This is a genomic window from Enterobacillus tribolii (genome assembly GCF_003363015.1).
GTDB lineage: Bacteria > Pseudomonadota > Gammaproteobacteria > Enterobacterales > Enterobacteriaceae > Enterobacillus > Enterobacillus tribolii.
In genome coordinates, this window is sequence record NZ_QRAP01000013.1 from 1 (window position 1) to 24,995 (window position 24,995).

General features: G+C 52.9%; 24 protein-coding genes and 1 other annotated feature. Of the genes, 13 read left to right on the forward strand and 11 right to left on the reverse strand.

Translation table 11 applies throughout. From position 1 onward, the window contains the following. Positions 1–186 precede the first annotated feature (186 nt). From clpB to rluD, 3 genes are all read right to left on the reverse strand, one after another. Positions 187–2,763 carry an ATP-dependent chaperone ClpB gene (gene clpB, locus C8D90_RS19700; protein ID WP_115460183.1) on the reverse strand — a complete coding sequence of 859 codons (2,577 nt, stop codon included), beginning with the start codon at positions 2,761–2,763 and terminating at the stop codon, positions 187–189. A gap of 122 nt (positions 2,764–2,885) precedes the next feature. Beyond that, positions 2,886–3,617 carry a purine nucleoside phosphorylase YfiH gene (gene yfiH / locus C8D90_RS19705; RefSeq protein WP_115460184.1) on the reverse strand — a complete coding sequence of 244 codons (732 nt, stop codon included), beginning with the start codon at positions 3,615–3,617 and terminating at the stop codon, positions 2,886–2,888. Further along, on the reverse strand, positions 3,614–4,594 hold the full coding sequence (gene rluD / locus C8D90_RS19710; protein ID WP_115460185.1) for a 23S rRNA pseudouridine(1911/1915/1917) synthase RluD: 981 nt from the start codon (positions 4,592–4,594) through the stop codon (positions 3,614–3,616). Before rluD ends, yfiH begins: the two co-directional genes overlap by 4 nt. A 132-nt stretch (positions 4,595–4,726) precedes the next feature. On the opposite strand from rluD, the gene bamD reads away from it, so the two are divergent. The 4 genes from bamD (at position 4,727) to pheA (ending at position 7,535) form a co-directional block, all read left to right on the forward strand. Next, positions 4,727–5,470 carry an outer membrane protein assembly factor BamD gene (bamD, locus tag C8D90_RS19720; protein WP_115460186.1) on the forward strand — a complete coding sequence of 248 codons (744 nt, stop codon included), beginning with the start codon at positions 4,727–4,729 and terminating at the stop codon, positions 5,468–5,470. Positions 5,471–5,768: 298 nt separating this feature from the next. Beyond that, positions 5,769–6,107, forward strand: coding sequence for a ribosome-associated translation inhibitor RaiA (raiA, locus tag C8D90_RS19725; RefSeq protein ID WP_115460187.1), 339 nt, complete (start codon positions 5,769–5,771; stop codon positions 6,105–6,107). 120 nt (positions 6,108–6,227) lie between these two features. After that, positions 6,228–6,350, forward strand: a sequence feature (Phe leader region). After that, positions 6,229–6,276 (forward strand): pheA operon leader peptide PheL, encoded by a 48-nt coding sequence (gene pheL, locus C8D90_RS19730; protein WP_115460277.1) that lies wholly within the window; start codon positions 6,229–6,231, stop codon positions 6,274–6,276. (Overlaps the previous feature by 48 nt.) A gap of 21 nt (positions 6,351–6,371) precedes the next feature. Beyond that, complete coding sequence (gene pheA, locus C8D90_RS19735; RefSeq protein WP_115460188.1) at positions 6,372–7,535, forward strand: bifunctional chorismate mutase/prephenate dehydratase; 1,164 nt, start codon at positions 6,372–6,374, stop codon at positions 7,533–7,535. 50 nt (positions 7,536–7,585) lie between these two features. On the opposite strand, the gene tyrA is transcribed toward pheA, so the two are convergent. After that, the gene (gene tyrA / locus C8D90_RS19740) at positions 7,586–8,707 is read right to left on the reverse strand and encodes a bifunctional chorismate mutase/prephenate dehydrogenase (RefSeq protein WP_115460189.1); all 1,122 of its coding nucleotides are present in this window, start codon (positions 8,705–8,707) and stop codon (positions 7,586–7,588) included. A 5-nt stretch (positions 8,708–8,712) separates the two neighbouring features. Next, the gene (locus tag C8D90_RS19745; protein ID WP_115460278.1) at positions 8,713–9,789 is read right to left on the reverse strand and encodes a 3-deoxy-7-phosphoheptulonate synthase; all 1,077 of its coding nucleotides are present in this window, start codon (positions 9,787–9,789) and stop codon (positions 8,713–8,715) included. 235 nt (positions 9,790–10,024) lie between these two features. Between C8D90_RS19745 and btsR the strand changes: the two genes are divergently transcribed. The 7 genes from btsR (at position 10,025) to C8D90_RS19780 (ending at position 17,450) form a co-directional block, all read left to right on the forward strand. Next, complete coding sequence (gene btsR, locus C8D90_RS19750; RefSeq protein ID WP_115460190.1) at positions 10,025–10,741, forward strand: two-component system response regulator BtsR; 717 nt, start codon at positions 10,025–10,027, stop codon at positions 10,739–10,741. Positions 10,742–10,772: 31 nt separating this feature from the next. Next, the gene (locus C8D90_RS19755; protein WP_115460191.1) at positions 10,773–11,153 is read left to right on the forward strand and encodes a DUF2799 domain-containing protein; all 381 of its coding nucleotides are present in this window, start codon (positions 10,773–10,775) and stop codon (positions 11,151–11,153) included. A 207-nt stretch (positions 11,154–11,360) separates the two neighbouring features. Continuing rightward, complete coding sequence (locus C8D90_RS19760; protein WP_115460192.1) at positions 11,361–12,704, forward strand: anaerobic C4-dicarboxylate transporter; 1,344 nt, start codon at positions 11,361–11,363, stop codon at positions 12,702–12,704. A 172-nt stretch (positions 12,705–12,876) separates the two neighbouring features. Continuing rightward, positions 12,877–13,632, forward strand: coding sequence for a DUF481 domain-containing protein (locus C8D90_RS19765; RefSeq protein ID WP_115460193.1), 756 nt, complete (start codon positions 12,877–12,879; stop codon positions 13,630–13,632). A 431-nt stretch (positions 13,633–14,063) separates the two neighbouring features. After that, the gene (locus tag C8D90_RS19770) at positions 14,064–14,426 is read left to right on the forward strand and encodes a GtrA family protein (protein ID WP_115460194.1); all 363 of its coding nucleotides are present in this window, start codon (positions 14,064–14,066) and stop codon (positions 14,424–14,426) included. After that, positions 14,423–15,445 (forward strand): glycosyltransferase family 2 protein, encoded by a 1,023-nt coding sequence (locus tag C8D90_RS19775; RefSeq protein WP_115460195.1) that lies wholly within the window; start codon positions 14,423–14,425, stop codon positions 15,443–15,445. The genes C8D90_RS19770 and C8D90_RS19775 overlap by 4 nt, the downstream gene beginning before the upstream one ends. After that, a complete protein-coding gene (locus tag C8D90_RS19780; RefSeq protein WP_115460196.1) occupies positions 15,432–17,450 on the forward strand; it encodes a hypothetical protein in 2,019 nt (672 codons plus the stop codon). Before C8D90_RS19775 ends, C8D90_RS19780 begins: the two co-directional genes overlap by 14 nt. Before the next feature lie 103 nt (positions 17,451–17,553). On the opposite strand, the gene rplS is transcribed toward C8D90_RS19780, so the two are convergent. From rplS to ffh, 5 genes are all read right to left on the reverse strand, one after another. Further along, positions 17,554–17,901: a 50S ribosomal protein L19 gene (rplS, locus tag C8D90_RS19785; protein WP_115460197.1), complete on the reverse strand. Its 348-nt coding sequence runs from the start codon at positions 17,899–17,901 to the stop codon at positions 17,554–17,556. 51 nt (positions 17,902–17,952) lie between these two features. Then, a complete protein-coding gene (gene trmD, locus C8D90_RS19790) occupies positions 17,953–18,717 on the reverse strand; it encodes a tRNA (guanosine(37)-N1)-methyltransferase TrmD (RefSeq protein ID WP_115460198.1) in 765 nt (254 codons plus the stop codon). A gap of 45 nt (positions 18,718–18,762) precedes the next feature. Beyond that, positions 18,763–19,293: a ribosome maturation factor RimM gene (rimM, locus tag C8D90_RS19795; protein ID WP_115460199.1), complete on the reverse strand. Its 531-nt coding sequence runs from the start codon at positions 19,291–19,293 to the stop codon at positions 18,763–18,765. Between the two features lie 18 nt (positions 19,294–19,311). After that, positions 19,312–19,560, reverse strand: coding sequence for a 30S ribosomal protein S16 (gene rpsP, locus C8D90_RS19800; RefSeq protein WP_115460200.1), 249 nt, complete (start codon positions 19,558–19,560; stop codon positions 19,312–19,314). 167 nt (positions 19,561–19,727) lie between these two features. Further along, positions 19,728–21,089: a signal recognition particle protein gene (gene ffh, locus C8D90_RS19805; protein ID WP_115460201.1), complete on the reverse strand. Its 1,362-nt coding sequence runs from the start codon at positions 21,087–21,089 to the stop codon at positions 19,728–19,730. Between the two features lie 217 nt (positions 21,090–21,306). Between ffh and C8D90_RS19810 the strand changes: the two genes are divergently transcribed. Then, positions 21,307–22,098, forward strand: coding sequence for a cytochrome C assembly family protein (locus C8D90_RS19810; RefSeq protein WP_115460202.1), 792 nt, complete (start codon positions 21,307–21,309; stop codon positions 22,096–22,098). Positions 22,099–22,167: 69 nt separating this feature from the next. Continuing rightward, positions 22,168–23,442, forward strand: coding sequence for an HlyC/CorC family transporter (locus C8D90_RS19815; RefSeq protein ID WP_115460203.1), 1,275 nt, complete (start codon positions 22,168–22,170; stop codon positions 23,440–23,442). Positions 23,443–23,493: 51 nt separating this feature from the next. On the opposite strand, the gene C8D90_RS19820 is transcribed toward C8D90_RS19815, so the two are convergent. Beyond that, positions 23,494–24,945 (reverse strand): capsular polysaccharide export protein, LipB/KpsS family, encoded by a 1,452-nt coding sequence (locus tag C8D90_RS19820; protein WP_115460204.1) that lies wholly within the window; start codon positions 24,943–24,945, stop codon positions 23,494–23,496. Between the last annotated feature and the right edge of the window lie 50 nt (positions 24,946–24,995).

The window sequence follows — 24,995 nt, forward strand, 5'->3', positions numbered from 1 at the left end:
TGGGCTGCCTCGCTGCTGAGCCGTGCTGTTTGCCGGTCAGTGGAGGCGCATTATAGGGACTTCCTGATGGCTGACAAGTGTTAATTTAAAAAAAATGTTTGATCGCTGTTTTTGTGAGCAATAACTCGTTTTAACCCCCTCATAAAACAAAGGCGGCCAACCGGCCGCCTCTCAGGGCAAATACGCTTACTGCTGTTTTGCCACAATCGCATCGTTTTCTACATCCAGGGTAATCACCGGCCCCGGCAACAACTTCCCGGACAGGATTTGCTGCGCCAGCGGGTTTTCGATTTCCTGCTGGATGGCGCGTTTCAGCGGACGCGCGCCATATACCGGATCGAACCCGGTTTTCGCCAGATGATCCAGCGCCGCATCGCTGACTTTGACCAGATACCCTTTCTCTTCCAGGCGCTGATACAGGCGCTGCAACTGGATGTGGGCAATCGCCTTGATATTCTCCTGACCCAGAGGGTGGAAAACCACGGTTTCATCAATACGGTTGATAAACTCAGGGCGGAAGTGGTGCGACACCACGCTCATCACCAGCTCTTTCATCTCGTCGTAGTTCAGTTGACCGAAACGATCCTGAATCATATCGGACCCCAGATTCGAGGTCATGATAACCACCGTATTACGGAAGTCGACGGTCCGGCCCTGCCCGTCGGTAAGACGCCCGTCATCCAACACCTGCAACAGGATATTGAATACGTCAGGATGCGCCTTCTCCACTTCATCAAGCAGAATCACCGAGTATGGACGGCGACGCACGGCCTCCGTCAAATACCCGCCTTCTTCATAACCGACATATCCCGGAGGCGCACCGACCAGACGCGACACCGAATGTTTCTCCATGAATTCAGACATGTCGATACGCACCATCGCATCGTCGCTGTCGAACAGGAAGTTAGCCAACGCTTTGCACAGCTCCGTTTTCCCGACCCCGGTCGGCCCGAGGAACAGGAATGAGCCAATCGGACGGTTGGGATCGGATAACCCGGCACGGCTGCGGCGAATCGCGTTAGATACGGCCTCAACCGCTTCATTCTGCCCGATCACACGTTTATGCAGTTCATCTTCCATACGCAACAGCTTGGCCCGCTCACTCTCCAGCATTCTGGAGACGGGGATACCGGTCCAGCGCGCCAGCACTTCGGCGATTTCCGCGTCGGTGACTTTGTTGCGCAGCAGCTTCATGCTCTTGCCTTCGGCCTGGGTTGCCGCCGCCAGCTGTTTTTCCAGCGCGGGAATTTTGCCGTACTGAATTTCCGACATCCGGGCCAGATCGCCCATACGGCGCGCCTGCTCCAGCGAAATCTTAGTCTGTTCCAGTTCGGCTTTAATGTTTTGCGTGCCGGTCAGCGACGCTTTCTCCGCCTTCCATTCTTCTTCCAGTTCAGAGTAATCGCGCTCTTTTTGCTCTAATTCTTCATTGAGCATATCAAGACGCTTTTTACTCGCCTCATCCGACTCTTTCTTCAGCGCCTGCTGCTCCAGCTTAAGCTGGATAACGCGGCGCTCAAGACGATCCAGCGCTTCTGGTTTAGAGTCGATCTGCATACGGATGCTGGACGCGGCTTCGTCGATCAGGTCGATCGCTTTATCCGGCAGTTGCCGGTCGGCAATATAGCGGTGTGAAAGCGTTGCCGCCGCCACGATGGCCGGATCGGTGATCTGGACATGGTGATGCAGCTCATAACGTTCTTTCAGGCCGCGCAAAATCGCAATGGTGTCTTCGACTGACGGCTCCGCCACAAATACTTTCTGGAAACGGCGTTCCAGCGCGGCGTCTTTCTCGATGTATTGGCGGTATTCGTCCAGCGTCGTCGCGCCGACGCAATGCAGCTCGCCGCGGGCTAACGCGGGTTTGAGCATGTTACCGGCATCCATCGCGCCGTCCGCTTTACCGGCGCCGACCATGGTATGCAGCTCATCAATGAACAAAATGACGCTGCCTTCCTGTTTCGCCAGGTCGTTGAGTACGCCTTTCAGGCGCTCCTCAAACTCGCCGCGATACTTCGCACCGGCCACCAGCGCCCCCATATCCAGCGAAAGAACCCGCTTGTTCTTCAGCCCCTCAGGCACTTCACCGTTGATGATACGCTGGGCCAGTCCTTCAACGATCGCCGTTTTCCCGACGCCCGGCTCCCCGATCAACACCGGGTTGTTCTTGGTACGACGCTGCAATACCTGGATGGTGCGGCGGATTTCTTCATCACGCCCGATCACCGGGTCCAGCTTGCCCATCTCTGCCCTTTCGGTCAGATCGATGGTGTATTTTTTCAATGCCTGGCGTTGATCCTCGGCATTTTGATCTTCCACTTTTTCACCTCCCCGCATTTGATCGATGGCCGCGTTGATTTTGGCTTCAGTCACACCCGCCGCTTTAAGCAAATCGCTTAAGCTGCCGCGATCGTCCAGTGCGGCCAGAACAAACAACTCTGAGGAAATAAAGGTGTCATTACGCTTCTGCGCCAGCTTGTCGCACAGATTCAACACCCTGATTAGTTCGTGGGAGGGCTGAACATCGCCGCCGGTCCCTTCCACCTGTGGCAGGCGACCAATCGCCTGCTCGATTTCGTTACGTAAATTCGCCGCGTTCACGCCGACGGCTGTTAATAACGGGCGAACCGTGCCCCCCTCCTGATTCAGCAATGCGCTCATCAGATGCAACGGTTCTATAAACTGGTTGTCGCGCCCAAGGGCTAAAGATTGGGCGTCAGCGAGGGCAAGCTGGAACTTGTTAGTTAAACGATCCAGACGCATAACTCCTCCAATGGCATGTCAAACTTCTACTGGCTAATAGATGAGGCCGGGCAAAAATTTTTCAAGTTAATTTTGGCACTGAGTCACACTTTTTTTGGCTAAAAAATCACAATTTCTTGAAATTATTTTATCCAGATGAAAGACGCCATGCGGCCGGTCACCCGCTCACGGCGATAAGAGAAGAAGTCCTGCGGTTGGCTCACGGTGCAATATTCGCCCCCGCTGATGGAATGAACGCCGAGCGCCCGCAGGCGCTGGCGCGCCAACAGGTAAATATCGGCCAGATATTTGTCGCCACGCGGAACAAAGGCCTGCGCAGCCTGCGGGTCGCGGTGCACAAAGCCCGCCCTCACTTCCGCGCCGACCTCAAAGGCCGTAGGTCCGATGGCCGGCCCCAGCCAGGCGACGATCTCCTCCGGTAAGGCGGAGAAGCACGACACCGTCTGCTCCAGCACGCCGTCACACAGCCCGCGCCATCCGGCATGCGCCGCCGCTACCTCATCCCCCCGGCGGGAGGCGAACAGTACGGGCAGGCAGTCCGCCGTCATCACCGCGCAAACCTGCCCGGCTAACCGGGTGTAGACGGCGTCGGCACGCGTATCGGCAACCGGCAGCCCGTCCAGCGTCACTACCCGTGTGCCGTGGATCTGCTCCAGCCAGCACGGCTGCGCGGGGAGCGCCGCCATACCTGCCAGCAGACGACGGTTCTCCTCAACATCGTCAGGCTCATCGCCGACATGCGTTCCCAGATTCAATGAATCATAGGGCGGACGGCTGACGCCGCCCCGGCGCGTAGAGCTGTATGCCATCACCCCCGCGGGCGCGTCCCAGACGGGGAAAATCAGCGGACTCATAGCCAGTCAAGCTGATCGCGGAAAGCTTCGGTGTCGGCTTGCAGCGCTTCAATCAGCTCCACCATGTCCTGCGGGAGCGGAGCGTGCCACTCCATTTGAATGCCGCTGATCGGATGATATAAGCGCAGCATGGTGGCATGCAGCGCCTGGCGATCAAACTTGCGCAACACGCTGATAAACTGTTCCGAAGCGCCTTTGGGCGGACGCGGACGACCACCGTAAAGCGGATCGCCCACCAGCGGATGGTTGATATGCGCCATGTGGACGCGGATCTGGTGCGTACGCCCGGTTTCCAGGCGCAGACGCAGGCGGGTATGGGCGCGGAAATGTTCCATGATGCGGTAGTGCGTCACCGCCGGTTTCCCCATCGGATGCACCGACATATGCGTACGCTTCGTCGGGTGGCGCGAAATCGGTTCGTTGACCATACCGCCGGCCGTCATGGTGCCAATAGCCACGGCCTCGTATTCACGGGTGATCTCGCGCTCCTGCAATGATTCCACCAGGCGGGTCTGAGCCGGAACGGTCTTCGCTACCACCATCAGGCCGGTGGTGTCTTTGTCCAGACGGTGCACGATGCCGGCACGCGGCACGTCGGCGATTTCAGGATAGTGATGCAGCAGCGCATTCAGCACGGTGCCGTCCGGGTTACCCGCCCCCGGATGAACCACCAGGTCGCGCGGCTTGTTGATCACGAGAATGTCTTCGTCTTCATATACGATATCGAGCGCGATATCCTGCGGTTCCCAACGCGCTTCTTCTTCAATCAGCGCGTCAATGGCGATATCCTCCCCGCCCAGCACTTTTTCCTTCGGCCGATTGATGATAATGCCGTTAACCGTGACGCGATCGTCTAAAATCCACTCTTTTATGCGTGATCGTGAATAATCAGGGAACAATTCGGCCAAAGCCTGATCTAACCGTTGGCCGAGCTGTGATTCTGTTACCGTCGCGGTAAGCTGTACTTGTTGTGCCATATGTGATTTCTTCAGTTAACGTTGGGTTTTCTCAGCGTTGCCGTTTAAAATAGTGTGCTATTGTAGCTGGTCTTTGTCGGGAGCTTAACGGAGAGACTCCCGGAACAACACAAAAAGGGTAATCGAAACGTCATGACGCGTATGAAATATCTGGTGGCTGCCGCCACATTAAGCCTGATGCTGGCAGGTTGCTCCAGTTCCAAAGATGCGGTGCCTGATAGTCCGCCGGCGGATATCTATGCCACCGCGCAGCAAAAGTTGCAGGACGGTAACTTTAAAGGCGCGATAACGCAACTGGAAGCGTTAGATAACCGCTATCCTTTTGGTCCGTATTCCCAGCAGGTGCAGTTGGATCTGATCTACGCCTACTATAAATCTGCGGATCTGGCGATGGCTCAAGCGTCCATCGATCGCTTCATGCGTCTGAACCCGACTCACCCTAACATTGATTATGTACTCTATATGCGCGGTCTGACCGACATGGCGATGGACGACAGCGCATTACAGGGCTTCTTCGGCATCGATCGCTCCGATCGCGATCCCGAACACGCCCGTCAGGCTTTCCGCGACTTTACTCAGCTGGTGCAGAGCTACCCGAACAGCCAATACCGGGCTGATGCAACCAAGCGCCTGATCTTCCTGAAAAACCGTTTATCAAAGTATGAGCTGTCCGTGGCGGAATACTACACCAAGCGCGGCGCCTACGTCGCCGTCGTTAACCGCGTAGAGCAGATGCTGCGTGATTATCCGGATACCCGGGCAACGCGTGATGCGCTGCCGCTGATGGAAAATGCTTACAAGCAGCTGCATCTGTTCAGTCAGGCAGAGAAAGTGGCGAAAATTATCGCCGCCAACCCGGGCACGTCGGGGAGCTGAAACATCCCCGCTAAAACGCAAAACGGCAGCCATCGCTGCCGTTTTTTATTCTGTACAATTATTATACCCGCAACAGACACAAAAATAACCGGAACCGCGCCGTACCTTTGCTCCAATCCAACCACTATGCGCGATTCCGCGCGTCGGCTCAAGCGCTAAATCATCAGGATTTATGCGGAATCACAATTCAACTTAACTTTGCAAAAACTGAAGAAAATTCGTGATTTTACTCTCACATTTTCGTCCGGGTAGCGCTATGCTGAATTCAACGAGACGGAAAGACAGAGAGGTAGACTCTATGACAATCAATATCACCAGTAAGCAAATGGAAATCACCGCTGCAATTCGCCAACATGTCGAAGACCGTCTGAGTAAACTGGAGAAATGGCAAACGCACCTAATCAATCCACACATAATTTTGTCTAAGGCGCCTGACGGCTTCATCGCCGACGCAACGATCAACACACCGAACGGTACGCTGGTCGCCAAAGCCAAACATGGGGATATGTACACGGCCATCAATGAGCTGCTCAACAAGCTGGAGCGGCAGTTGAACAAGGTACAGCACAAAGGTGAAGCCCGCCGGGCCACCATGAGTGTGAAAGAAGCGAATTTACAAGAGGAAGACGCCGAATAATCCTTTCTTTCCTGACGACGAAACTGTGGATAAACGCGCCAGCCGGCGCGTTTTTTGTTGACACGGCAAAAGCCGGACGGGTAAGTTAAGTGCAGAATTTTATGTAAAGTTAAGATTACCCATGACGCATGTACCGTTTTTCTTCGCATTCTTTTTTACCTTCCCCTGACTGGGAGGCGCTTTTTCGCGTAAGAATGCATGCGAAGAAAAACAAAAAGCCTCCCAAAGGGAGGCTTTTTTTATACCCGGAACAAGGCAGACATTATGACAGATAACCCATTACTTAACCTGCGCGAACGTATCAGCGCCCTGGATAAAAAAATTCTCGCACTGCTGAGCGATCGCCATGGACTGGCGCTGGAGGTTGCCCGGGCCAAGCAGGCAACGCATCGCCCTATTCGCGACAAAGAGCGCGAGAAGGAGCTGCTGAGCACGCTGGTCGAAGAAGGCAGGAAGCTGCACCTCGACGGTCACTACATCACCCGCCTGTTCCAGCTTATCATTGAAGACTCCGTGCTGACCCAGCAGGCCCTGCTGCAGCAACAGCATAACCAGACCACGCTGCGTTCAGCCCGTATCGCCTTCCTCGGCCCGAAAGGCTCTTACTCGCACCTTGCGGCCCGCCAGTACGCTGCGCGCCATTTTGAGCAACTGATTGAATGCGGCTGCCTCCGATTTCAGGATATTTTTTCCCAGGTGGAAACCGGGCAGGCAGACTATGCCGTCGTACCGATCGAAAACACCAGTTCCGGCTCCATCAACGATGTTTACGATCTCCTTCAGAACACCAGTTTGTCCATCGTTGGTGAAATGACGATCCCTATCGATCACTGCGTACTGGTCACCACGCCAACCTCATTGAATGAGATCCGCACCGTTTACAGCCATCCGCAGCCCTTTCAGCAGTGCAGTCAGTTCCTGAACGGTTTTCCGGACTGGAAAATTGAGTATTGTGAAAGCACCGCGGCCGCGATGGAAAAAGTTGCCGCCGAAAACTCCCCTCACGTTGCCGCGCTGGGCAGCGAAGCCGGCGGCGCCCTGTATGGACTGCAGGTGCTAGAGCATAACCTCGCCAATCAGCAACAAAACATCACCCGCTTCATCATTCTGTCGCGTAAAGCCGTCGACGTGGTGTCGCAGGTGCCGGCCAAAACCACACTGCTTATGGCTACCGGACAGCAGTCCGGCGCACTGGTCGACGCGCTGATGGTGTTCCGCAATCACGGTATCGTGATTACCAAGCTGGAGTCCCGCCCGATCTACGGCAACCCCTGGGAAGAGATGTTTTATCTGGACGTACAGGCCAACCTGAATCACAGCGACATGAAGAACACGCTGGAGGATCTCAAGCCCATAACCCGCTCACTGAAGGTGCTCGGCTGCTATCCGAGCGAAAACGTGGTTCCTGTGGAACCCCGCAGAGCATAAAAAAACCCCGGCGATATCGCCGGGGTTTTTGCTTTATTCATCCGCCGCCATTATGCCCGGCTGTCGTTAGCCTGACGCAGCAACGAACGGCTCTCTTCCTGGAAACGGCGCGCATAGTCGCCGAACCAATGCTCCACGCGGGAAAAGCTTTCAACAAACGCAGCCTTGTCGCCGTTTTCCAGCAGGGAAATGGCTTCGCCAAAGCGTTGGTAGTAGCGCTTGATCAGCGCAATGTTATTCCCCGACGACATGATGATATCGGCATAAAGTTGGGGATCCTGCGCAAACAAACGCCCTACCATCGCCAGCTCCAGCCGGTAAATCGGCGAGGAAAGCGCCAGCAACTGCTCCAGTTGAACGTTTTCTTCCGCCAGATGCAGCCCGTAAGCGAACGTGGCGAAGTGACGCAGCGCCTGAATGAACGCCATGTTCTGATCATGCTCGACCGCGCTGATGCGGTGCAGCCGCGCGCCCCAGACCTGCAATTGCTCCAGCAGCCATTGATAAGACTCCGGCTGACGTCCGTCGCAATACACAATGACCTGCTTGGCAAAGCTGCCGACATCGGGGCCGAACATCGGGTGCAGCCCCAGTACCGGCCCGCGGTGAGCCGCCAGCATCGCCTGCAACGGCTGATTCTTCACCGAAGCGAGATCCACCAGCAGGCAATCGTCCGGCAGCGGCGGCAAGCGGGAAATAACCTCCGCCGTCAGGTGAATCGGTACGCTGACGATCACCATGCCGGCATCCGCCAGCAGCGTTTCCGCCTGCGGCCAATCCTCCTGCTCAAGAATACGTACCTGATAACCGGACAGCGTCAGCATACGCTGAAACAGCGCCCCCATCTGCCCGCGGCCGCCGACAATCACCACCGGGCGCAGATCCGGCTTCAGCGTCTTAAAGCCTTTGTCATTTTCGCTGGAGTAGGATTCCCGCATTACGCGCCGCAGCACGTCCTCGATCAGATCGGGCGGCACCCCCATCTGCGCCGCTTCCTGACGGCGCGAAGCCAGCATAGAGGCCTCGCGTTCAGGAACGTAAATCGGCAGACCGTAACGACTTTTAACCTCACCGACTTCCGCGACCAGCTTCAGCCTGCGGGCCAGTAAATCCAGCAATCCTTTATCCACTTCATCGATCTGATCGCGTAGCGCGGTTAATTCAGCCACCATCAGTATTACTCTCCCGCATTGCGTGCACGCAGGGCATTACCCAGTTTCTGGTGCATCTCGCGCAGCAGTTCATCGGTGGAATCCCAGTCGATGCAGGCATCGGTGACCGATACGCCGTAACGCATCTCGCTGCGCGGTTGCTCCGAGCTTTGGTTGCCCTCAAATAAATTGCTCTCCAGCATAACACCGATGATCGATCGGTTCCCTGCGTTAATCTGTTCCACCACCGAGCGCGCCACCGCCGGCTGACGGCGGAAGTCTTTGTTGGAGTTACCGTGGCTGCAATCGACCATCAGGGAAGGACGCAGCCCGGCTTTCTGCATTTGCTGCTCGCAGTCGCTGACGTGCTCTTCCGCGTAATTCGGCGTTTTTCCACCGCGCAGAATCACATGCCCGTCCGGATTCCCCTGCGTTTGCAGCAGACAAACCTGGCCGGATTGGTTGATCCCCATAAAACGATGCCCCATTGAAGCGGCCTTCATCGCATTGATGGCGGTTCCCAGGCTGCCGTCGGTGCCGTTTTTAAAGCCGACCGGCATCGAAAGCCCCGACGCCATCTCGCGATGGGTCTGAGATTCCGTGGTTCTCGCGCCAATCGCCGACCAACTGAACAGGTCGCCGAGGTACTGCGGGGAGTTGGGATCCAGGGCTTCGGTCGCCAGAGGCAGCCCCATTTCCGCTAACGACAGCAGAAGTTGACGGGCGATAATCAACCCGTTTTCCACGTCAAACGAACCATCCATATAAGGGTCGTTGATCAACCCTTTCCAGCCCACGGTCGTTCTGGGCTTTTCAAAATAAACACGCATCACGATATACAGTTGGTCACGCAGTTCAACTGACAAGGCTTGTAAACGACGGGCATAGTCAAGGGCAGCATCAGGGTCATGGATAGAACAAGGGCCACATACCACCAGCAAGCGGTGGTCATCGCCTTTCAGGATGTTGGCGATCGTAGCGCGGGAAGCGGCGATCTGCTGTTGCAGCCCGTCATCCAGAGGGAAGCGGTTCTTCAGTTCTTCCGGCGTAATCAGCACCTGTTCTTCAATGATGTGCACGTTGTTCAGTGCGTCTTTTTGCATAATCATGATAGCGACCTTATTCGTGATGGTTATATGGATGATGACTGCCTGCGTGACAGTAAGAAATACATTACCCACGCCATGTAAAGTTTGCAATCCATATGTGTAAAGAAATAATTACCGTAAACTTTACACTACACTTTTAAACAAAACTTGAAGCGCTGCGCAGAATCATCAGCATGAGCATCACAGCGCCGGGCATCGATGGTAGAATGCTGAATTCTGCGGAGGTTGCATGCTGAAAGTCATCATCGTCGACGACGAACAACCCGCTCGCGACGAGTTGCATAATTTGTTGTCCACTCAAACGGATATTGAGATTGTTGCTCAATGCGGTAATGCGCTGGAGGCTATCCCTGCGATTCACCGCCAGCAGCCCGACGTGGTGTTTCTGGATATTCAGATGCCGAGAATCAGCGGTCTTGAGCTGGTTTCCATGCTGGATCCGGATACCCTGCCCTATATCGTGTTCGTGACGGCCTTTGACGAATACGCCATCCAGGCTTTTGAACGTCATGCTTTTGACTACCTGCTTAAACCCATCGACATGGCCCGCCTGGAGAAAACCCTGGAGCGCCTGCGTAAAGGCCGCAGCCTGAAGCAAAACCTGAGCCCGTTGGCCGGCACCCAGCTTAAGCACATTCCCTGCCACGGAATGAACCGCATTTTCTTGCTGAAGCTGGAAGAGGTGGAATACCTGAGTTCGGAGCTGAGCGGGATCCACGTCGTGGGCAACGGACAAAGCGGCTATACCCAGCTAACGTTGAAAACGCTTGAAGAGAAAACGCCGTTTGTACGCTGCCACCGGCAATATATGGTTAATGCGGATAAACTGCGTGAAATTCAGCTATTGGATAACGGCGCCGCGGAAGTGATCACCGACAGCGGAAAGCGTATACCCGTTAGCCGGCGCTACCTGAAATCATTGAAAGAGTGTCTCGGCATCGCCTGATTGCTTACATTCATGAAGGATATATTTCTGTATGGATACGGGAAAAAAGTTTTTAGGTATCATGTTGTCTGCTCTTTTTCTCAGCGCATGTCATTCCCTGCCCCCGGAATCATCCGGCGATGATGATAAATCCGTCTGGTTCAATATCGGCCGCGAAGATGCCATGCACGGCTATTTTATCCGTGATGATGCCGTATTAACGGAATGGTATGGAATATCAGGCTCAGATACCGGACGGAATGATTACATTCACGGGTATATCGCCGGGCAAAATATATTATGCCGTCCTGCCGAAATACGTAAACGGGGAGCCTCGGGAGAAAACTTTCCTGAAAGCTGTAGCGCCCGTGAAGACACGGAACAACTTTATCAGGAATGGCTGCATGCCGCCGACCAACATCATAAAAACTAAAGAACATGAAAAGAACAAATAAATAACAAATTAAATCATGTTTATTTATTAAATTCGCATTTCATTTTCATTCTCAAAAAAAATTTTTTACCGCCATGATTAAACAGAGAGCGGAATCGCAGAATTAACCAGCCAAATTAATAACTATTAGGCTAGCACGTAAAGTTCCTCTGGATTTAAATAATAAATCAATGAGCAAGGATTCCCATGATTACACTACAATTTGCAATTATCATTCTTTGCCTGTTAGTCGGGACCCGCTATGGCGGTATGGGGCTCGGTCTAATCAGCGGCATTGGTCTTTTTTTACTCACTTTCGTTTTTGGACTGGAACCAGGTAAACCCCCCGTCGATGTCATGCTGACAATTCTGGCCGTTATCGGCTGTGCGTCGGTACTGCAAACGGCTGGCGGCCTTAACGTCATGATGCAGTTTGCCGAGCGGCTGCTGCGTAAACATCCCCAACACATCACCCTGCTCGCCCCTCTCACCACCTGGAGCCTGACGTTTCTGTGCGGAACCGGTCACGTGGTGTACACCATGTTCCCGATCATCGGCGATATCGCGCTGAAAAAGGGTATCCGCCCCGAGCGCCCGATGGCGGTGGCTTCCGTCGCCTCACAGATGGCCATTACCGCATCGCCGGTTTCCGTTGCTGTTGTTTCACTGGTTTCCATCATCGGCGCCGCGCACGGCGTCGGGCATGCTTACAGCATACTGGAGATACTGGCGATTTCCGTTCCCGCCTCACTGTGCGGCGTCATAGTCGCTGCCCTGTGGAGCCTGCGTCGCGGTAAGGATTTGGATAAAGACCCTGAGTTTCAGGAGAAAATTAAAGATCCCAAACAGCGCGAGTTCATCTTCGGCGGCAACGAAACCTTGCTGGATCAGGTTTTCCCCAAGCAGGCTTACTGGGCAACCTGGGTATTCTTCACCGCGATCCTGCTCGTCGTCATACTGGGCGCGTTCTCTGACCTGCGTCCCTCATTTGAGGTGAAAGGCGCGCTGAAGCCGCTGTCCATGAACCTGGTGATTCAGATGATGATGCTGATCGCCGGCGCGGTGATCCTGGTCGGCTGCAAAGTGAAACCTTCTGAAGTTTCTAACGGTGCGGTATTCAAGGCCGGCATGGTCGCGATTTTCTCCGTATTCGGTGTGGCATGGATGAGCGATACGTTTTTCCAGGCGCACATGAGCGAGCTGAAGTTCGTTCTGGAGGACGTGGTTAAAACGCAGCCCTGGACCTACGCGCTGGTGCTGTTCCTGGTGTCCAAGCTGGTAAACAGCCAGGCGGCGGCGCTGACGGCCATCGCTCCGATGGGCCTGCAACTGGGCGTTGACCCCAAAATGCTGATCGCGTTCTTCCCGGCGGCGTACGGCTATTTTATTCTGCCGACCTACCCCAGCGATCTGGCCTGTATCGGCTTTGACCGTTCAGGAACGACCCGTATCGGCAAATTCATTATCAACCACAGCTTCATCATCCCCGGACTGATCGGCGTGCTCTGCTCTTGCTGTATGGGCTACCTGCTGGTTGCTACCTTCCTCTGATTCTTCTCCCCCGTAAGGCTCCCCCGGAGCCTTACGGTACATATGCAAAAAGCATCTAATCCAGAAAACTATTTGCTTAAAATAAGCTAACCGCGAGAGTTCTTCCCCGCAATGCCAATCGCTATAATGTGACGCTCGTCACTCTGTTCTCCCGGTTTCAATTGGATTAATCATGCATGTTTCCCGCGTCTTATACGCACTGCCCGTTTGTTTAAGCATCCTGACCGCCACTCACGCATTTGCCGACACCACGCTGTTTACCGCACTGGACGACCCTTCCAGCGCTAAAAAGCCGTTTGAAGGCAACGCGCAGGCCGGCTACAACGCCCAAAGCGGTAACTCCAGCAACTCAGCGCTGATGGCCAGCACGACCATGACCTGGTTTCATCCCGAAACGGCGTACAGTCTGTGGGGAACCGCAAATAACACCAAATCCGGCGATACCCGCTCATCAGAGAAGTATCAGGCCGGCGGCCGTTCCCGTTACAACGTAAACCCTGACAACTACCTGTTCGGCCAGGCAAACTGGCTCAACGACCGCTACGGCGGGTACGACTCGCGTACGACGGCAACAGCCGGATACGGCCGCCAGATATGGAGTGACCCGGAGCAGGATCTGCGCGTAGAATTCGGCCCTGGCGTACGCCATGACGAATACTACGGCGGGGGACGAAGCACCCGGGGCTTGGCCTACGGCGCCGCCAACTACGCCTATCAGTTAACGAAAAACGCACAGTTTACGCAGGGCGTCTCCGCGCTCGCCAACGATCAAACCACGTTAAACTCAGAAACGGCACTGAATGTCGGGATTAACGACGCCTTCTCCCTGCGCCTCTCTTACAACGTGGTTTACAACACCGAACCGCCGGCCAGCGCGCCGAAAAAGACAGATACGACAACAGCTGTTACGCTGCGTTATAATATGTGAATTCCATCCCGGGCCGGTATTATCGGCCCTCTTTTCTCTCACAAAGAGACACTAACCCTGGGCGGCCACAACCTTTATTTCCATATTCCCAGTATCAATTCGCTCACCAATCTATATTCAACAGAACCGTCTCTGCACACCTCTAATCCCACATAATAAACAAGATTAACAATCTCAAAAAAACAAGAATAATCCCAAACCAAAAACATAAAACAACATAAACCAGAACAGATAAATAAAGAGCAAAAACCATGCATTACTCATTGAATTTAAAGATTAAAATGAGGAGCAAAAGATAAATAACATCATCATCACCCACATAAAAATAAGATTATTCTCTGAATAATAAATAAACAAAACAGGAAAAATCCTTCAAAAGATTTTTTTGATATGCCATAATGCGAAAAATTTAATTTCAGATATATAGATATATGAGCAAGACCTTTTCAAAATATATTATTGTCGGCCTTGCCAATACCGGCTTAACAGCCGCAATCATATTATTACTTACCTACCTAGGAAGGGGGATTTATTTATCAAATGCCACAGGTTATATAGCCGGCATATGTCTTAGCTTTGTTCTCAATACCCTATTCACATTCTCAGCAAAACTCTCCGCGAACAGGCTAATAAAATTCCTTCTTGTCTGTGCAATTAGCTATATCGTAAATCTGGTTGCGATTAAGACAGTGCTATTTATTAATCCCGGCTACATCTATATTGCACAGCTAATCGGGATGGCGCTGTATACCATAACCGGTTTTTATATGAATAAAAAATGGGCCATGAAATGAATCTTGAACCTGCAGCATATCAAGAAAATAAAGCATATTCTCGTTCACTCAACGGGAAGAAAATCCCCAGTCTGTCTATCGTCGTTCCTTGCTATAATGAGTCAGAGGCATTTGACGCCTGTGTAAAGGAACTTGATTCAGTCATTCAGGCGCTTATTTCAGATAATTGCATCAGGCCAGAAAGCGTAATTATTTTTGTCGACGATGGCAGCAAAGATAATACCTGGGCGCTCATCAAACAGGCCTCAATACAGAATTCACGGATTCATGGCGTCAAGCTTTCGCGCAACCGCGGACATCAGTTAGCCTTGATGGCGGGCTTATCTACCGTGACGACGGACATCTGCATCAGCATTGATGCCGACCTGCAGGATGACACAAGCTGCATTCGGGAAATGGTAGAAAAGTATATGCAGGGCAATGAAATTGTTTACGGCGTCCGTAACGATCGTTCCAGCGACAGTTTTTTTAAGCGCTCAACGGCCAACGCTTTCTACAAATTTATGACGGCCATGGGCGTCAGTCAGGTCGCCAATCATGCCGATTACAGGTTACTCAGCAAACGGGCGCTTTCCAGCCTGTTAAAGTACAAAGAAAAAAATATCTATATTCGCGGCATGATCCCGCTTATCGGATTTACCTCTGACAAGGTCTATTACAGCCGCAGCTCACGCGTAGCCGGTGAGTCAAAGTACCCGCTCAAAAAAATGATTGCGTTGGCTATGGAGGGGGTTACCTCTCTGTCCGTAACGCCGCTGCGTATTATTTCCGCCCTGGGTTTTATTACCTGCATTATTGCCGCCATCGCCAGCTTTTATGCCCTGTTTGAAAAAATGCGCGGCAGCACCATTGAAGGCTGGACGTCAGTGATGATCTCCATCTTTTTTCTGGGCGGCGTGCAGTTACTCAGCCTGGGCGTGATCGGTGAATACATCGGAAAGATATACATTGAAACCAAAGACCGGCCCAAATTCTTTATTGAAGAAATGACGTATGAGGATCAAAATGAAAGCGCTTAAGAGGGCTATGCCGCTATTCTTGTTGATCGTCTATACGATGGCCGTTGCCTGTTACTTCATCAGCAAAGAACAAAATATTTATTTTTGGGACTACAACGGATATTGGCGATACTGGCAGAGCTTGTCCCAACTGATTTACCAAGCGCCGCTCGATGCGCTGAACGGCATCCTTAGCTCTGTACGTCATGATGATTACAACGTCATTCCCATCACCATCACGACAATATTCAATGCACTCCCCTTCGGCTCAAGAATGAGCTACATCATTTCTTTATTCGTCGTTTATGTCATCCCGACGGTTTATCTTTTTGCCTTGCTCAGCACATATTTTAACCCACAAGATAAAAAGCTTAACACCGTGCTTTATATGGCGCTGGCCGCAACGTTTACCGCATTCTGGGCGCCCACATTACGCGGGTATCCGGACATTTGCGGGCTCATTTTTGTTATTGCGGCAGTGCTCTATTGCGCCAAAACAAATTTGGCCGAGCGCGTAAAAATCAGACAAGCCATCATACTCGGTATCCTTCTTTGGGCGCCTTTTCTTCTGCGCCGGTGGTATGCCTATACCGTGGTGTCGTTGTACTTCTCTCTGCCCATACTTAACTATTTTCTCTATAAGAACCGGGGTATTGATGTTGAATCGGCCAAGAGGATCATTTTTAACTTCTTTATCTCTGGCGTACTCAGCTGTATTTTTGCACTCATTCTTCAGTGGCCGCTTCTTTTGCGGATTATCTCCACGGACTATGCTTACATCTACTCAGCCTATCAATTCCCGTTTATCGCGTCTTTTCATTCACTGATTAACAGCGTGGGGCGCATGTTCCTCCCGCTCTTTATTGCATCAATAGCGTTGATTTTTTTCAGCAAGAGCAAAGAAAAAATAGTATTCGCCCTATTCTGCACGTTTAACTTATTGTTCAGCTTCTTTCTGTTTACCCGCACGCAAAGCCCGGGGATACAACATAACCTCCCCTTTGCGCTGTGGATGCTCCTTGTGGTCGCACAGGGAATATCGCTGCTGCTGGGAATGATCAAATCTAAAGGAATAAAATATGCCTGCCTCGGCGTAACGCTGCTCTTTGCATGTCTCATTCAGCAACATTCACTGTTCGGCTTAAAGACACCTGACGGATTAAACGCCTGCCTGCCCGCCCAAACGCTCCCGCTCAGGGTACAGAACTACCCCGAGTATTTGGCGCTGAGAGATGATGTCCTCAGGCTCTCCGGAGACGGCAGCAAAGTTGCCGTGTTAAGTTCAAGCAATACCCTTAATGACGACATGCTCAGCACGCTGACCGATCGAAAAATGGGGGAGCGCCTTGTTTTTACTTCGCAAATCGACCTGCGTGACGGCATCAACTTTAATGCATTAAATGCCCGGTACCTCATTGTGGCAAACCCCATCCAAACGCATGTCAGGCCAGAAGGGCAGCGCGTAATAACCCTGCCGGCAAGCGCATTGCTGGAGGGGAAAAACATAGGGAAAGCCTTCCGGCGCCTTGATCGCGAATATAAATTGTCTGATAACGTCAGCGCATGGATTTATGAAAAGAAACGCCCTTTTACCCAGCAGGAATTGGACGAATTTTTAAATTTATTCTATCCATCCTACCCGGAGTGGAAAGGCCGGTACGACAGCGGGGTGTTCTACGCCTTCCTGAGCGCTCAGATTAAAAAAGGCGACATATGGGGGGAGTTCACCGTTGATGGCAATGGGATCATCTACGCACATCCCGGAGAGAACACGCCAACGACCGTGCTCTGGACGCTTCATGGCGTAAACCACCTGAAAATAAAATCAATAAGCACCGCCTGCAACACCGACGATACCATCCTGGTTGAAGTTGGCGGTGATGATTTACCTTCTGAAAAAGCGGAAGTACCAAAGGGCGGAGAGGTGATACTGGATGTTTCTTATCTGCAAGGAAAGCCTTCTGTGCTTTCGATTCGTAAGAACAAGTCTTCGGGATGTGACGCCATCAATATTGAAGGCGAGTAAATCCGGGTATCCGGCTATGCCTGCATAGCCACAAAAAAGGGGGTTGGCATAATGCCAACCCCCTTGTTTCGTATTAACCTTTGGATGTGGCGTGAGCCACTGATTAGTTAAGACGCTCTTTGATACGAGCAGCCTTACCGGTACGCTCACGCAGGTAGTACAGTTTCGCTTTGCGAACGGCGCCACGACGTTTAACGGTGATGCTGTCAACAACCGGTGAGTGCGTCTGGAATACACGCTCAACACCTTCACCGTTAGAAATCTTACGAACAGTGAATGCAGAATGCAGACCGCGGTTACGGATAGCGATAACCACGCCCTCGAATGCCTGCAGACGTTTTTTGGTGCCTTCAACGACCCATACCTTAACTTCCACGGAATCACCCGGACGGAATGAAGGTACGTTTTGCTTCATCTGCTCTTGTTCAATTTGCTTGATAATGTTGCTCATAATATGTCTCTTACCCTAGGTAAACTGATATATGGGGGTTCAAGCCACAGCTCAAACATTCCCCTGATGGTCTTGCTGCTCTGCATGTTCCCGTTGGAACTCTGCCAGCAGCACCGCTTGCTCGTCAGTCAGAGCTAGGCTTTCCAGAAGTTCAGGTCTTCTAAGCCAGGTACGGCCCAACGACTGCTTCAGGCGCCAGCGACGTATCTCCGCATGATTTCCCGACAGCAACACCGGCGGTACTTCCATGCTCTCTAACACTTCAGGGCGGGTATAGTGCGGGCAATCCAGCAACCCGTCGGCAAATGAATCCTCCTCCGCTGACGCCTGATGTCCCAAAACTCCCGGTATAAACCGTGAAACGGAATCAATCAGCGTCATGGCCGGCAATTCACCACCGCTGAGAACGTAATCGCCGACAGACCACTCTTCGTCGATCTCGGTTTGGATCACGCGCTCATCAATACCTTCATAACGGCCGCAAACCAGAATCAGCTTCTCGTTCGTTGCCAGTTCGCAAACACCCTGCTGGTCGAGTTTGCGCCCCTGCGGCGAGAGATAAATCACTTTCGCCCCTTCGCCTGCCGCTGCTTTTGCCGCATGGATGGCTTCCCGTAAAGGTTGCACCATCATCAGCATCCCCGGGCCGCCGCCATAAGGGCGATCGTCCACGGTGCGATGCCGATCGTACGTGAAGTCGCGCGGACTCCAGCACTGCACGCTCAGCAGGCCATTTTTTACTGCCCGGCCAGTCACCCCATGCTCGGTTATGGCGCGAAACATTTCAGGAAACAGGCTGACTACACCAACCCACATCACCTAATCCCCGTCATGTTATTACCCCGCACCAACGTCCGGAGGTTAAAAACCAGGATCCCAATCTACTTCAATCAATTGAGCAGTGAGATCGACTCTCTTGATTACCTGCCCGTCGAGGAACGGAATCAACCGCTCCTTGATGCCAAACGCATCCTTCAGGTTTGCCTTCACGACCATAACGTCGTTAGAACCGGTTTCCATCATGTCAGTGACTTTACCCAGTTCATAACCGGCAACGGTGACTACCTTGCAACCCATCAGGTCGCGCCAGTAGTAATCGCCTTCGCCCAGCTCCGGCAACTGCGACTCATCCACGACAATCTCACGATTCGTCAGGGCATTCGCCGCATCACGATCATCAACACCTTTAATTTTGATGACCATATCCTGATTGTGGTACTTCCAGCCTTCCAGCTCGATCTGTACCCATTGACCCGCCTGCTGGATATACCACGGCTGATAGTCAAAAATGCTTTCGGCTTCTTCGGTGGATGAAAACACTCTGAGCCAACCACGAATGCCATAGGCAGAACCCAGTTTCCCAAGCACCACCTGATTAAGTTGTTTGCTCATTGCGACCACCGCGGCGGATTAAGCTGCTTTCTTAGCTTCTTTGATCAGCGCGGAAACGCGATCAGAAACGGTAGCGCCCTGGCCGACCCAATGTTCGATACGGTCCAGATCCAGACGCAGTGCTTCAGCCTGACCGGAAGCGATCGGGTTGAAGAAGCCTACGCGCTCAATGAAGCGACCGTTGCGCGCATTGCGGCTGTCGCTCACTACTACCTGATAAAACGGACGCTTTTTCGCGCCGTGGCGTGCCAAACGAATTGTTACCATAACATCCTCATTAGTTAATAAAACACCAGACCCCATCGAGGAACGGAGCCCGGTGTCAGTGTTCATACGAACATAAAAAGCCCGAAAATTTTACTCATTTTGCCGCGAAAAGCAACCGCGGCGCACTGGCGCCGCGGTAATTTATCGGAAAAAACGGGAACTTTTCCTCACCGGCCGGGGAATCCCGGCGGCATCATGCCCTTCATTCCGCGCATCATTTTTGCCAGTCCGCCCTTTTTCATCTTCTTCATCATGCGCTGCATGTCGTCAAATTGCTTGAGCAGGCGGTTCACATCCTGAACCTGAACGCCGGAGCCGAGCGCGATGCGCCGTTTACGCGATCCCTTGATAATCTCCGGGCTGGCGCGCTCTTTCAGCGTCATGGAGCTGATAATCGCCTCCATGCGTACCAGAATCTTGTCGTCCATCTGGGACTTCACGTTGTCCGGCAGTTGGCCCATGCCGGGAAGTTTTCCCATCATGCTGGCCATACCGCCCATATTGCGCATTTGCTTCAGTTGGTCCATGAAGTCGCTCAGATCAAAGCCATCGCCTTTTTTCAGCTTTTGCGCCAGTTTCTCCGCCTGGTCGCGGTCAACTTTGCTTTCGATGTCTTCAATCAGCGAAAGCACGTCGCCCATACCGAGAATGCGCGAAGCGACGCGATCCGGATAGAACGGCTCCAGCGCCTCGGTTTTCTCGCCGACACCGAGGAATTTAATCGGCTTACCGGTAATATGACGGATGGAAAGCGCCGCACCGCCGCGCGCATCGCCGTCAACCTTGGTCAGCACCACGCCGGTAAGCGGCAGCGCTTCGTTAAACGCCTTCGCCGTATTGGCCGCGTCCTGGCCGGTCATGGCATCGACCACAAACAGCGTTTCCACCGGGTTAATCGCCGCATGGACCTGCTTGATCTCGTCCATCATCGCTTCGTCAACGTGCAAACGACCGGCGGTATCGACGATCAGAACGTCATAAAACTTCTGTTTGGCATGCTGCAAGGCACGGCTGACGATATCAACCGGTTTTTCCTGAACGTCAGACGGGAAAAAGTCTACGCCGACGCTCCCTGCCAGGGTTTCCAGCTGTTTAATCGCCGCCGGGCGATAAACGTCGGCGGACACCACCAGCACTTTTTTCTTCTGTTTTTCTTTCAGGAATTTACCCAGCTTGCCGACGCTGGTCGTTTTACCCGCTCCCTGCAGGCCCGCCATCAGCACTACCGCCGGCGGCTGAGCGGCCAGGTTCAGTTCCGTGTTCACTTCCCCCATCGCGGAGGTCAGCTCATGGCGGACGATTTTGACGAACTCCTGACCCGGCGTCAGGCTTTTATTGACTTCGTGCCCCACCGCGCTTTCTTTCACGCGGTTGATGAATTCGCGCACCACGGGCAGGGCGACGTCCGCCTCCAGCAGCGCCATGCGCACTTCACGCAGGGTATCTTTAATGTTGTCTTCGGTCAGCCGCCCCCGGCCGCTGATGTTGCGTAACGTGCGCGACAAGCGATCGCTTAAATTTTCAAACATGGTTTTCGCTCAACATGGATATCTATCAACATGGACAGTGGCCCGGCGCACCCACAGGAGCTTCCCGGCTTAGACAAATAATCTGGCGGCGAGTATAACACGAAGCCGCCCTCTTTCTCCCCTGACGTAGCAGGTCAATGCAGATTGGTTGGAGCATCACGCCGCTGGCGGTATACTGCTAACCTCATTTACTTATTCAAGCGACGGCCGACTCGATATGCCTGCATTCGCCATACTGTCCATGATTGCCTATTTACTCAGCCTGGGGCTTATTATCCCCAGTCTGGCACGCAACCACCGCGCTTATCGCCGGCTGGCGCTGTTTTTTGCCGTCATCGCCCTGACAAGCCACGCGGTCGCACTGCAGCAACGGATATTTGACGTCAGCACCGGGCAAAACCTCAGCCTGCTGAATATGGGCTCCATCGTCAGCCTGATCATCTGCGCCGTCATGACCATCGTGGCTTCGCGCGATCGCGGCTGGTTCCTGCTGCCGATTGTGTACAGCTTTGCGCTGATCAACCTGGCATTCGCCAGCTTTGTTCCCGGTGAGTTTATTACCCACCTGGAAGCCACGCCGTCGCTGCTGTTCCACATCGGGCTGGCGCTGTTCTCCTACGCCACGCTGATTATCGCCGCGCTGTACGCCCTGCAACTGGCCTGGCTGGACTACCTGCTGAAGAATAAGAAGCTGACCTTCACCGCGGAGATGCCGCCCCTGATGACCATTGAGCGTAAGATGTTCCATATTACGCAGGTCGGCGTGGTGCTCCTGACCCTGACGCTGTGTACCGGGCTGCTTTACATGGACAACCTGTTCAGTAAAGAGAACGTACACAAGGCGATTCTGTCCATCCTGGCCTGGTTTGTTTATATCGTTCTGCTGTGGGGCCACTACCGTGAAGGCTGGCGGGGCCGCCGCGTGGTGTGGTTCAGCTTCGCCGGCGCTTTTCTGCTGACGCTGGCCTATTTCGGCAGCCGCCTGTTGCAGGAAATCACCCTGCGTTGATTTTTTCTTGCGCCGGCGCGGTTCCCCCACCATGATGAAAGGAGCGTCGGCCACCAAAAGGAAGCTTCCGTGGAGCATGTCTCTACCACGACATTAATTACCATACTGATCGTTATGATCATTGTATCGGCTTACTTTTCCGCCTCCGAAACGGGCATGATGACGCTCAACCGTTATCGTCTCCGTCACCTCGCCAAACAGGGCAACCGCGCCGCCCGCCGGGTGGAAAAACTGCTTAAACGCCCTGACCGCCTAATAAGCCTGGTGCTGATCGGCAATAACCTGGTGAATATCCTCGCCTCAGCGCTGGCGACCATCGTCGGCATCCGTCTGTACGGTAACGCCGGCGTGGCGCTCGCCACCGGTATTCTGACGTTTATCGTCCTGGTCTTCGCCGAAGTGCTGCCGAAAACGTTCGCGGCGCTGTATCCCGAGCGGGTGGCGTTCCCCAGCAGCATCATGTTGTTGCCGTTGCAGAAAATCATGATGCCGCTGGTGTGGCTGCTGAACGGCATCACCAACATATTGCTGCGCATGTTCGGCATTCGTTCCAACGTGCGCCCCAGCGACGCCGTCAGCAAAGAAGAGCTGCGCACTATCGTCAATGAATCCCAGTCACAGATTTCACGCCGCAATCAGGACATGCTGATCTCAGTGCTCGACCTGGAAAAAGTTAACGTTGATGACATCATGGTGCCGCGTAATGAAATCGTCGGCATTGATATCAATGATGACTGGAAGTCCATCCTGCGCCAGCTGACGCATTCTCCCCACGGGCGCATCGTGCTCTACCGTGACTCGCTCGACGATATTATCGGTATGCTGCGCGTGCGCGAAGCGTACCGGCTGATGATTGAGAAAAAAGAGTTTAATAAAGAAAACCTGATTCGCGCAGCGGATGAGATTTATTACATTCCGGAAAGTACCCACCTGAGCGTGCAATTACTGAAATTCCAGCGCAATAAAGAAAAAGTGGGCATTGTGGTGGATGAATACGGTGATATCAAAGGGCTGATATCCGTTGAGGATATTCTGGAGGAAATCGTTGGCGATTTTACGACGTCGATGTCTCCTTCCCTGGCGGAAGAAGTGTTGCCGCAGAGCGATGGTTCCGTCCTGGTTGACGGAACGGCTAACATCCGTGAGCTGAACAAGGCGTTCAACTGGAATCTGCCTTCTGATGGCCCGCGCACAATAAACGGGCTGCTGCTGGAAGAGCTGGAGGATATCCCGTTACCGGATACCCGAGTAACGATCGGGCACTACAATATCGATATTCTGGACGTACAGGATAATATGATCCGGCAGGTAAAAGTAACGACGGCGCTGGCGCCTCATCAATGATTCAACAACGGTACATCGGGGGGAATAACCGCCCCCGATGCGATTCGCCGATTAAAACCACTTTCTCTTTTTGCCGCTGGTCAGGCTTTCCCGCAGTTCTCTCATTCGCGCTTCCATTTGTTCATCCTTGAGGTTCAGCGCTGAATGCAGGCGTTCACTCTCCATCCGGGCATTGGAAAGATCGTTTGCCAATGAAATTAATTGCGCCTGATGTTGCTCCAGCCCGGCTTTCATCCGCGCAATTTCATTTTCTTTCTGCTCAAGCTCACTGTCTTTCTGTTCAATTTCCTGCTGTTTTTGCTGAACCTGCGCTTCAAGGTCGGCGATACGCTGTTCGCTTTCATGACGCAGTTGGGCAATTTGGGCAGCCTGTTCCGCACGCATTCCGTCCAGCCGTTCAATGTTTCCGTTAAGCCCTTCGAAATCAAATATGGCTAATTTGGCACGCCGGGACTCATATTCCAGACGCCCCTGAAGATCGAGCACAATGGGCAAAAATATTTCCGAAACATCGGACAGGGCAGAATCAATACCATAGTCAGGATCGAATTGCGCGATGCTCTGTTCAATCTTACGCTCTATAGCCGCATAGTCCGCAGGCGCGACCCAATAGCTGTCTAACAAAAAAGCAATCAGCTTTTTCTGCCAGCTATCCATGTGACGGGGAGCCTGGCTAAAAATAGCGTCGATATCTTCCAGTGAAGTAATGGCATTGGCGGCCTCAAACCACTCGCTTTTGCCCGACGCATAAACCGCCGCGCCGTCAATCAACGCCTCAATACCCACTCCGGAATTTACCGTCATCACGGCCCTGGCATGCTCAATTAACGTATGGACATTAAGGTTAACGACCCTGACCTGCGGGTTATCTTCCGCCAGTTGCTGAAGTGTTTTCTCCACGGCAACGGACGAGCAAAACGGATGGCGTTTCACCAACAGCGTGATACCGGTTCGGCGGGCTGCTTCTGCCGCCCGTTTCAGCATATCCAGCATATTGAAGGGGCTGAACTGGCTGACGGGATCATTAGAAACCTGAAGGGGGAAAAAGATATATTCAGCCGGCAAATCTACATTCTGTTCATCCGGCTGCGGATATTTTGATATCCGTTTTTCTTTAAACTGCTGGCGATATTTCTCGATCACCTGCTCAGCATGCTCATCACTGACGTCGGAGATATCCTGCCACGCACGCGGTTGATCAGCGATTTCTGCCCAACCGGAATAACCATAACGGTCAATACTGAAAAGCGGCGTTACCGGTGCTTCCTTCAGGTGCCAGACATTCTTCTCTTTGCCAAACGAGTGATAGGAGAAAACCAACGCGCCCTTCTCCGGTTTACGGGCCGCGCTGTCGGCACCAAACGGTACTTTTATCAGATGCAGCGGAACGTTAAACTTGCTAAGTTGAATCAGGAAATTGGCGAAAAAAGCCCGGTTTTTCTCTCCGTCTACCGGATTATCAAACCAGGAAACGGGTACCTCTACCACTATCTTTTTTAGCATACCTATCTCATACTGTTCTATTAATGCACCATTATTCCACAGGATAGCTG

Excerpts from the sequence above, each read along its gene's own strand:
- C8D90_RS19820 (WP_115460204.1), bottom strand. The coding sequence starts at position 24,945 with ATGCTAAAAAAGATAGTGGTAGAGGTACCCGTTTCCTGGTTTGATAAT.
- raiA (WP_115460187.1), top strand. The coding sequence starts at position 5,769 with ATGACAATCAATATCACCAGTAAGCAAATGGAAATCACCGCTGCAATT.
- rplS (WP_115460197.1), bottom strand. The coding sequence starts at position 17,901 with ATGAGCAACATTATCAAGCAAATTGAACAAGAGCAGATGAAGCAAAAC.
- trmD (WP_115460198.1), bottom strand. The coding sequence starts at position 18,717 with ATGTGGGTTGGTGTAGTCAGCCTGTTTCCTGAAATGTTTCGCGCCATA.
- btsR (WP_115460190.1), top strand. The coding sequence starts at position 10,025 with ATGCTGAAAGTCATCATCGTCGACGACGAACAACCCGCTCGCGACGAG.
- C8D90_RS19760 (WP_115460192.1), top strand. The coding sequence starts at position 11,361 with ATGATTACACTACAATTTGCAATTATCATTCTTTGCCTGTTAGTCGGG.
- C8D90_RS19770 (WP_115460194.1), top strand. The coding sequence starts at position 14,064 with ATGAGCAAGACCTTTTCAAAATATATTATTGTCGGCCTTGCCAATACC.
- C8D90_RS19755 (WP_115460191.1), top strand. The coding sequence starts at position 10,773 with ATGGATACGGGAAAAAAGTTTTTAGGTATCATGTTGTCTGCTCTTTTT.
- C8D90_RS19775 (WP_115460195.1), top strand. The coding sequence starts at position 14,423 with ATGAATCTTGAACCTGCAGCATATCAAGAAAATAAAGCATATTCTCGT.
- yfiH (WP_115460184.1), bottom strand. The coding sequence starts at position 3,617 with ATGAGTCCGCTGATTTTCCCCGTCTGGGACGCGCCCGCGGGGGTGATG.
- clpB (WP_115460183.1), bottom strand. The coding sequence starts at position 2,763 with ATGCGTCTGGATCGTTTAACTAACAAGTTCCAGCTTGCCCTCGCTGAC.
- rimM (WP_115460199.1), bottom strand. The coding sequence starts at position 19,293 with ATGAGCAAACAACTTAATCAGGTGGTGCTTGGGAAACTGGGTTCTGCC.
- pheA (WP_115460188.1), top strand. The coding sequence starts at position 6,372 with ATGACAGATAACCCATTACTTAACCTGCGCGAACGTATCAGCGCCCTG.
- C8D90_RS19780 (WP_115460196.1), top strand. The coding sequence starts at position 15,432 with ATGAAAGCGCTTAAGAGGGCTATGCCGCTATTCTTGTTGATCGTCTAT.
- rpsP (WP_115460200.1), bottom strand. The coding sequence starts at position 19,560 with ATGGTAACAATTCGTTTGGCACGCCACGGCGCGAAAAAGCGTCCGTTT.
- C8D90_RS19765 (WP_115460193.1), top strand. The coding sequence starts at position 12,877 with ATGCATGTTTCCCGCGTCTTATACGCACTGCCCGTTTGTTTAAGCATC.
- C8D90_RS19810 (WP_115460202.1), top strand. The coding sequence starts at position 21,307 with ATGCCTGCATTCGCCATACTGTCCATGATTGCCTATTTACTCAGCCTG.
- C8D90_RS19745 (WP_115460278.1), bottom strand. The coding sequence starts at position 9,789 with ATGCAAAAAGACGCACTGAACAACGTGCACATCATTGAAGAACAGGTG.
- bamD (WP_115460186.1), top strand. The coding sequence starts at position 4,727 with ATGACGCGTATGAAATATCTGGTGGCTGCCGCCACATTAAGCCTGATG.
- rluD (WP_115460185.1), bottom strand. The coding sequence starts at position 4,594 with ATGGCACAACAAGTACAGCTTACCGCGACGGTAACAGAATCACAGCTC.
- tyrA (WP_115460189.1), bottom strand. The coding sequence starts at position 8,707 with ATGGTGGCTGAATTAACCGCGCTACGCGATCAGATCGATGAAGTGGAT.
- ffh (WP_115460201.1), bottom strand. The coding sequence starts at position 21,089 with ATGTTTGAAAATTTAAGCGATCGCTTGTCGCGCACGTTACGCAACATC.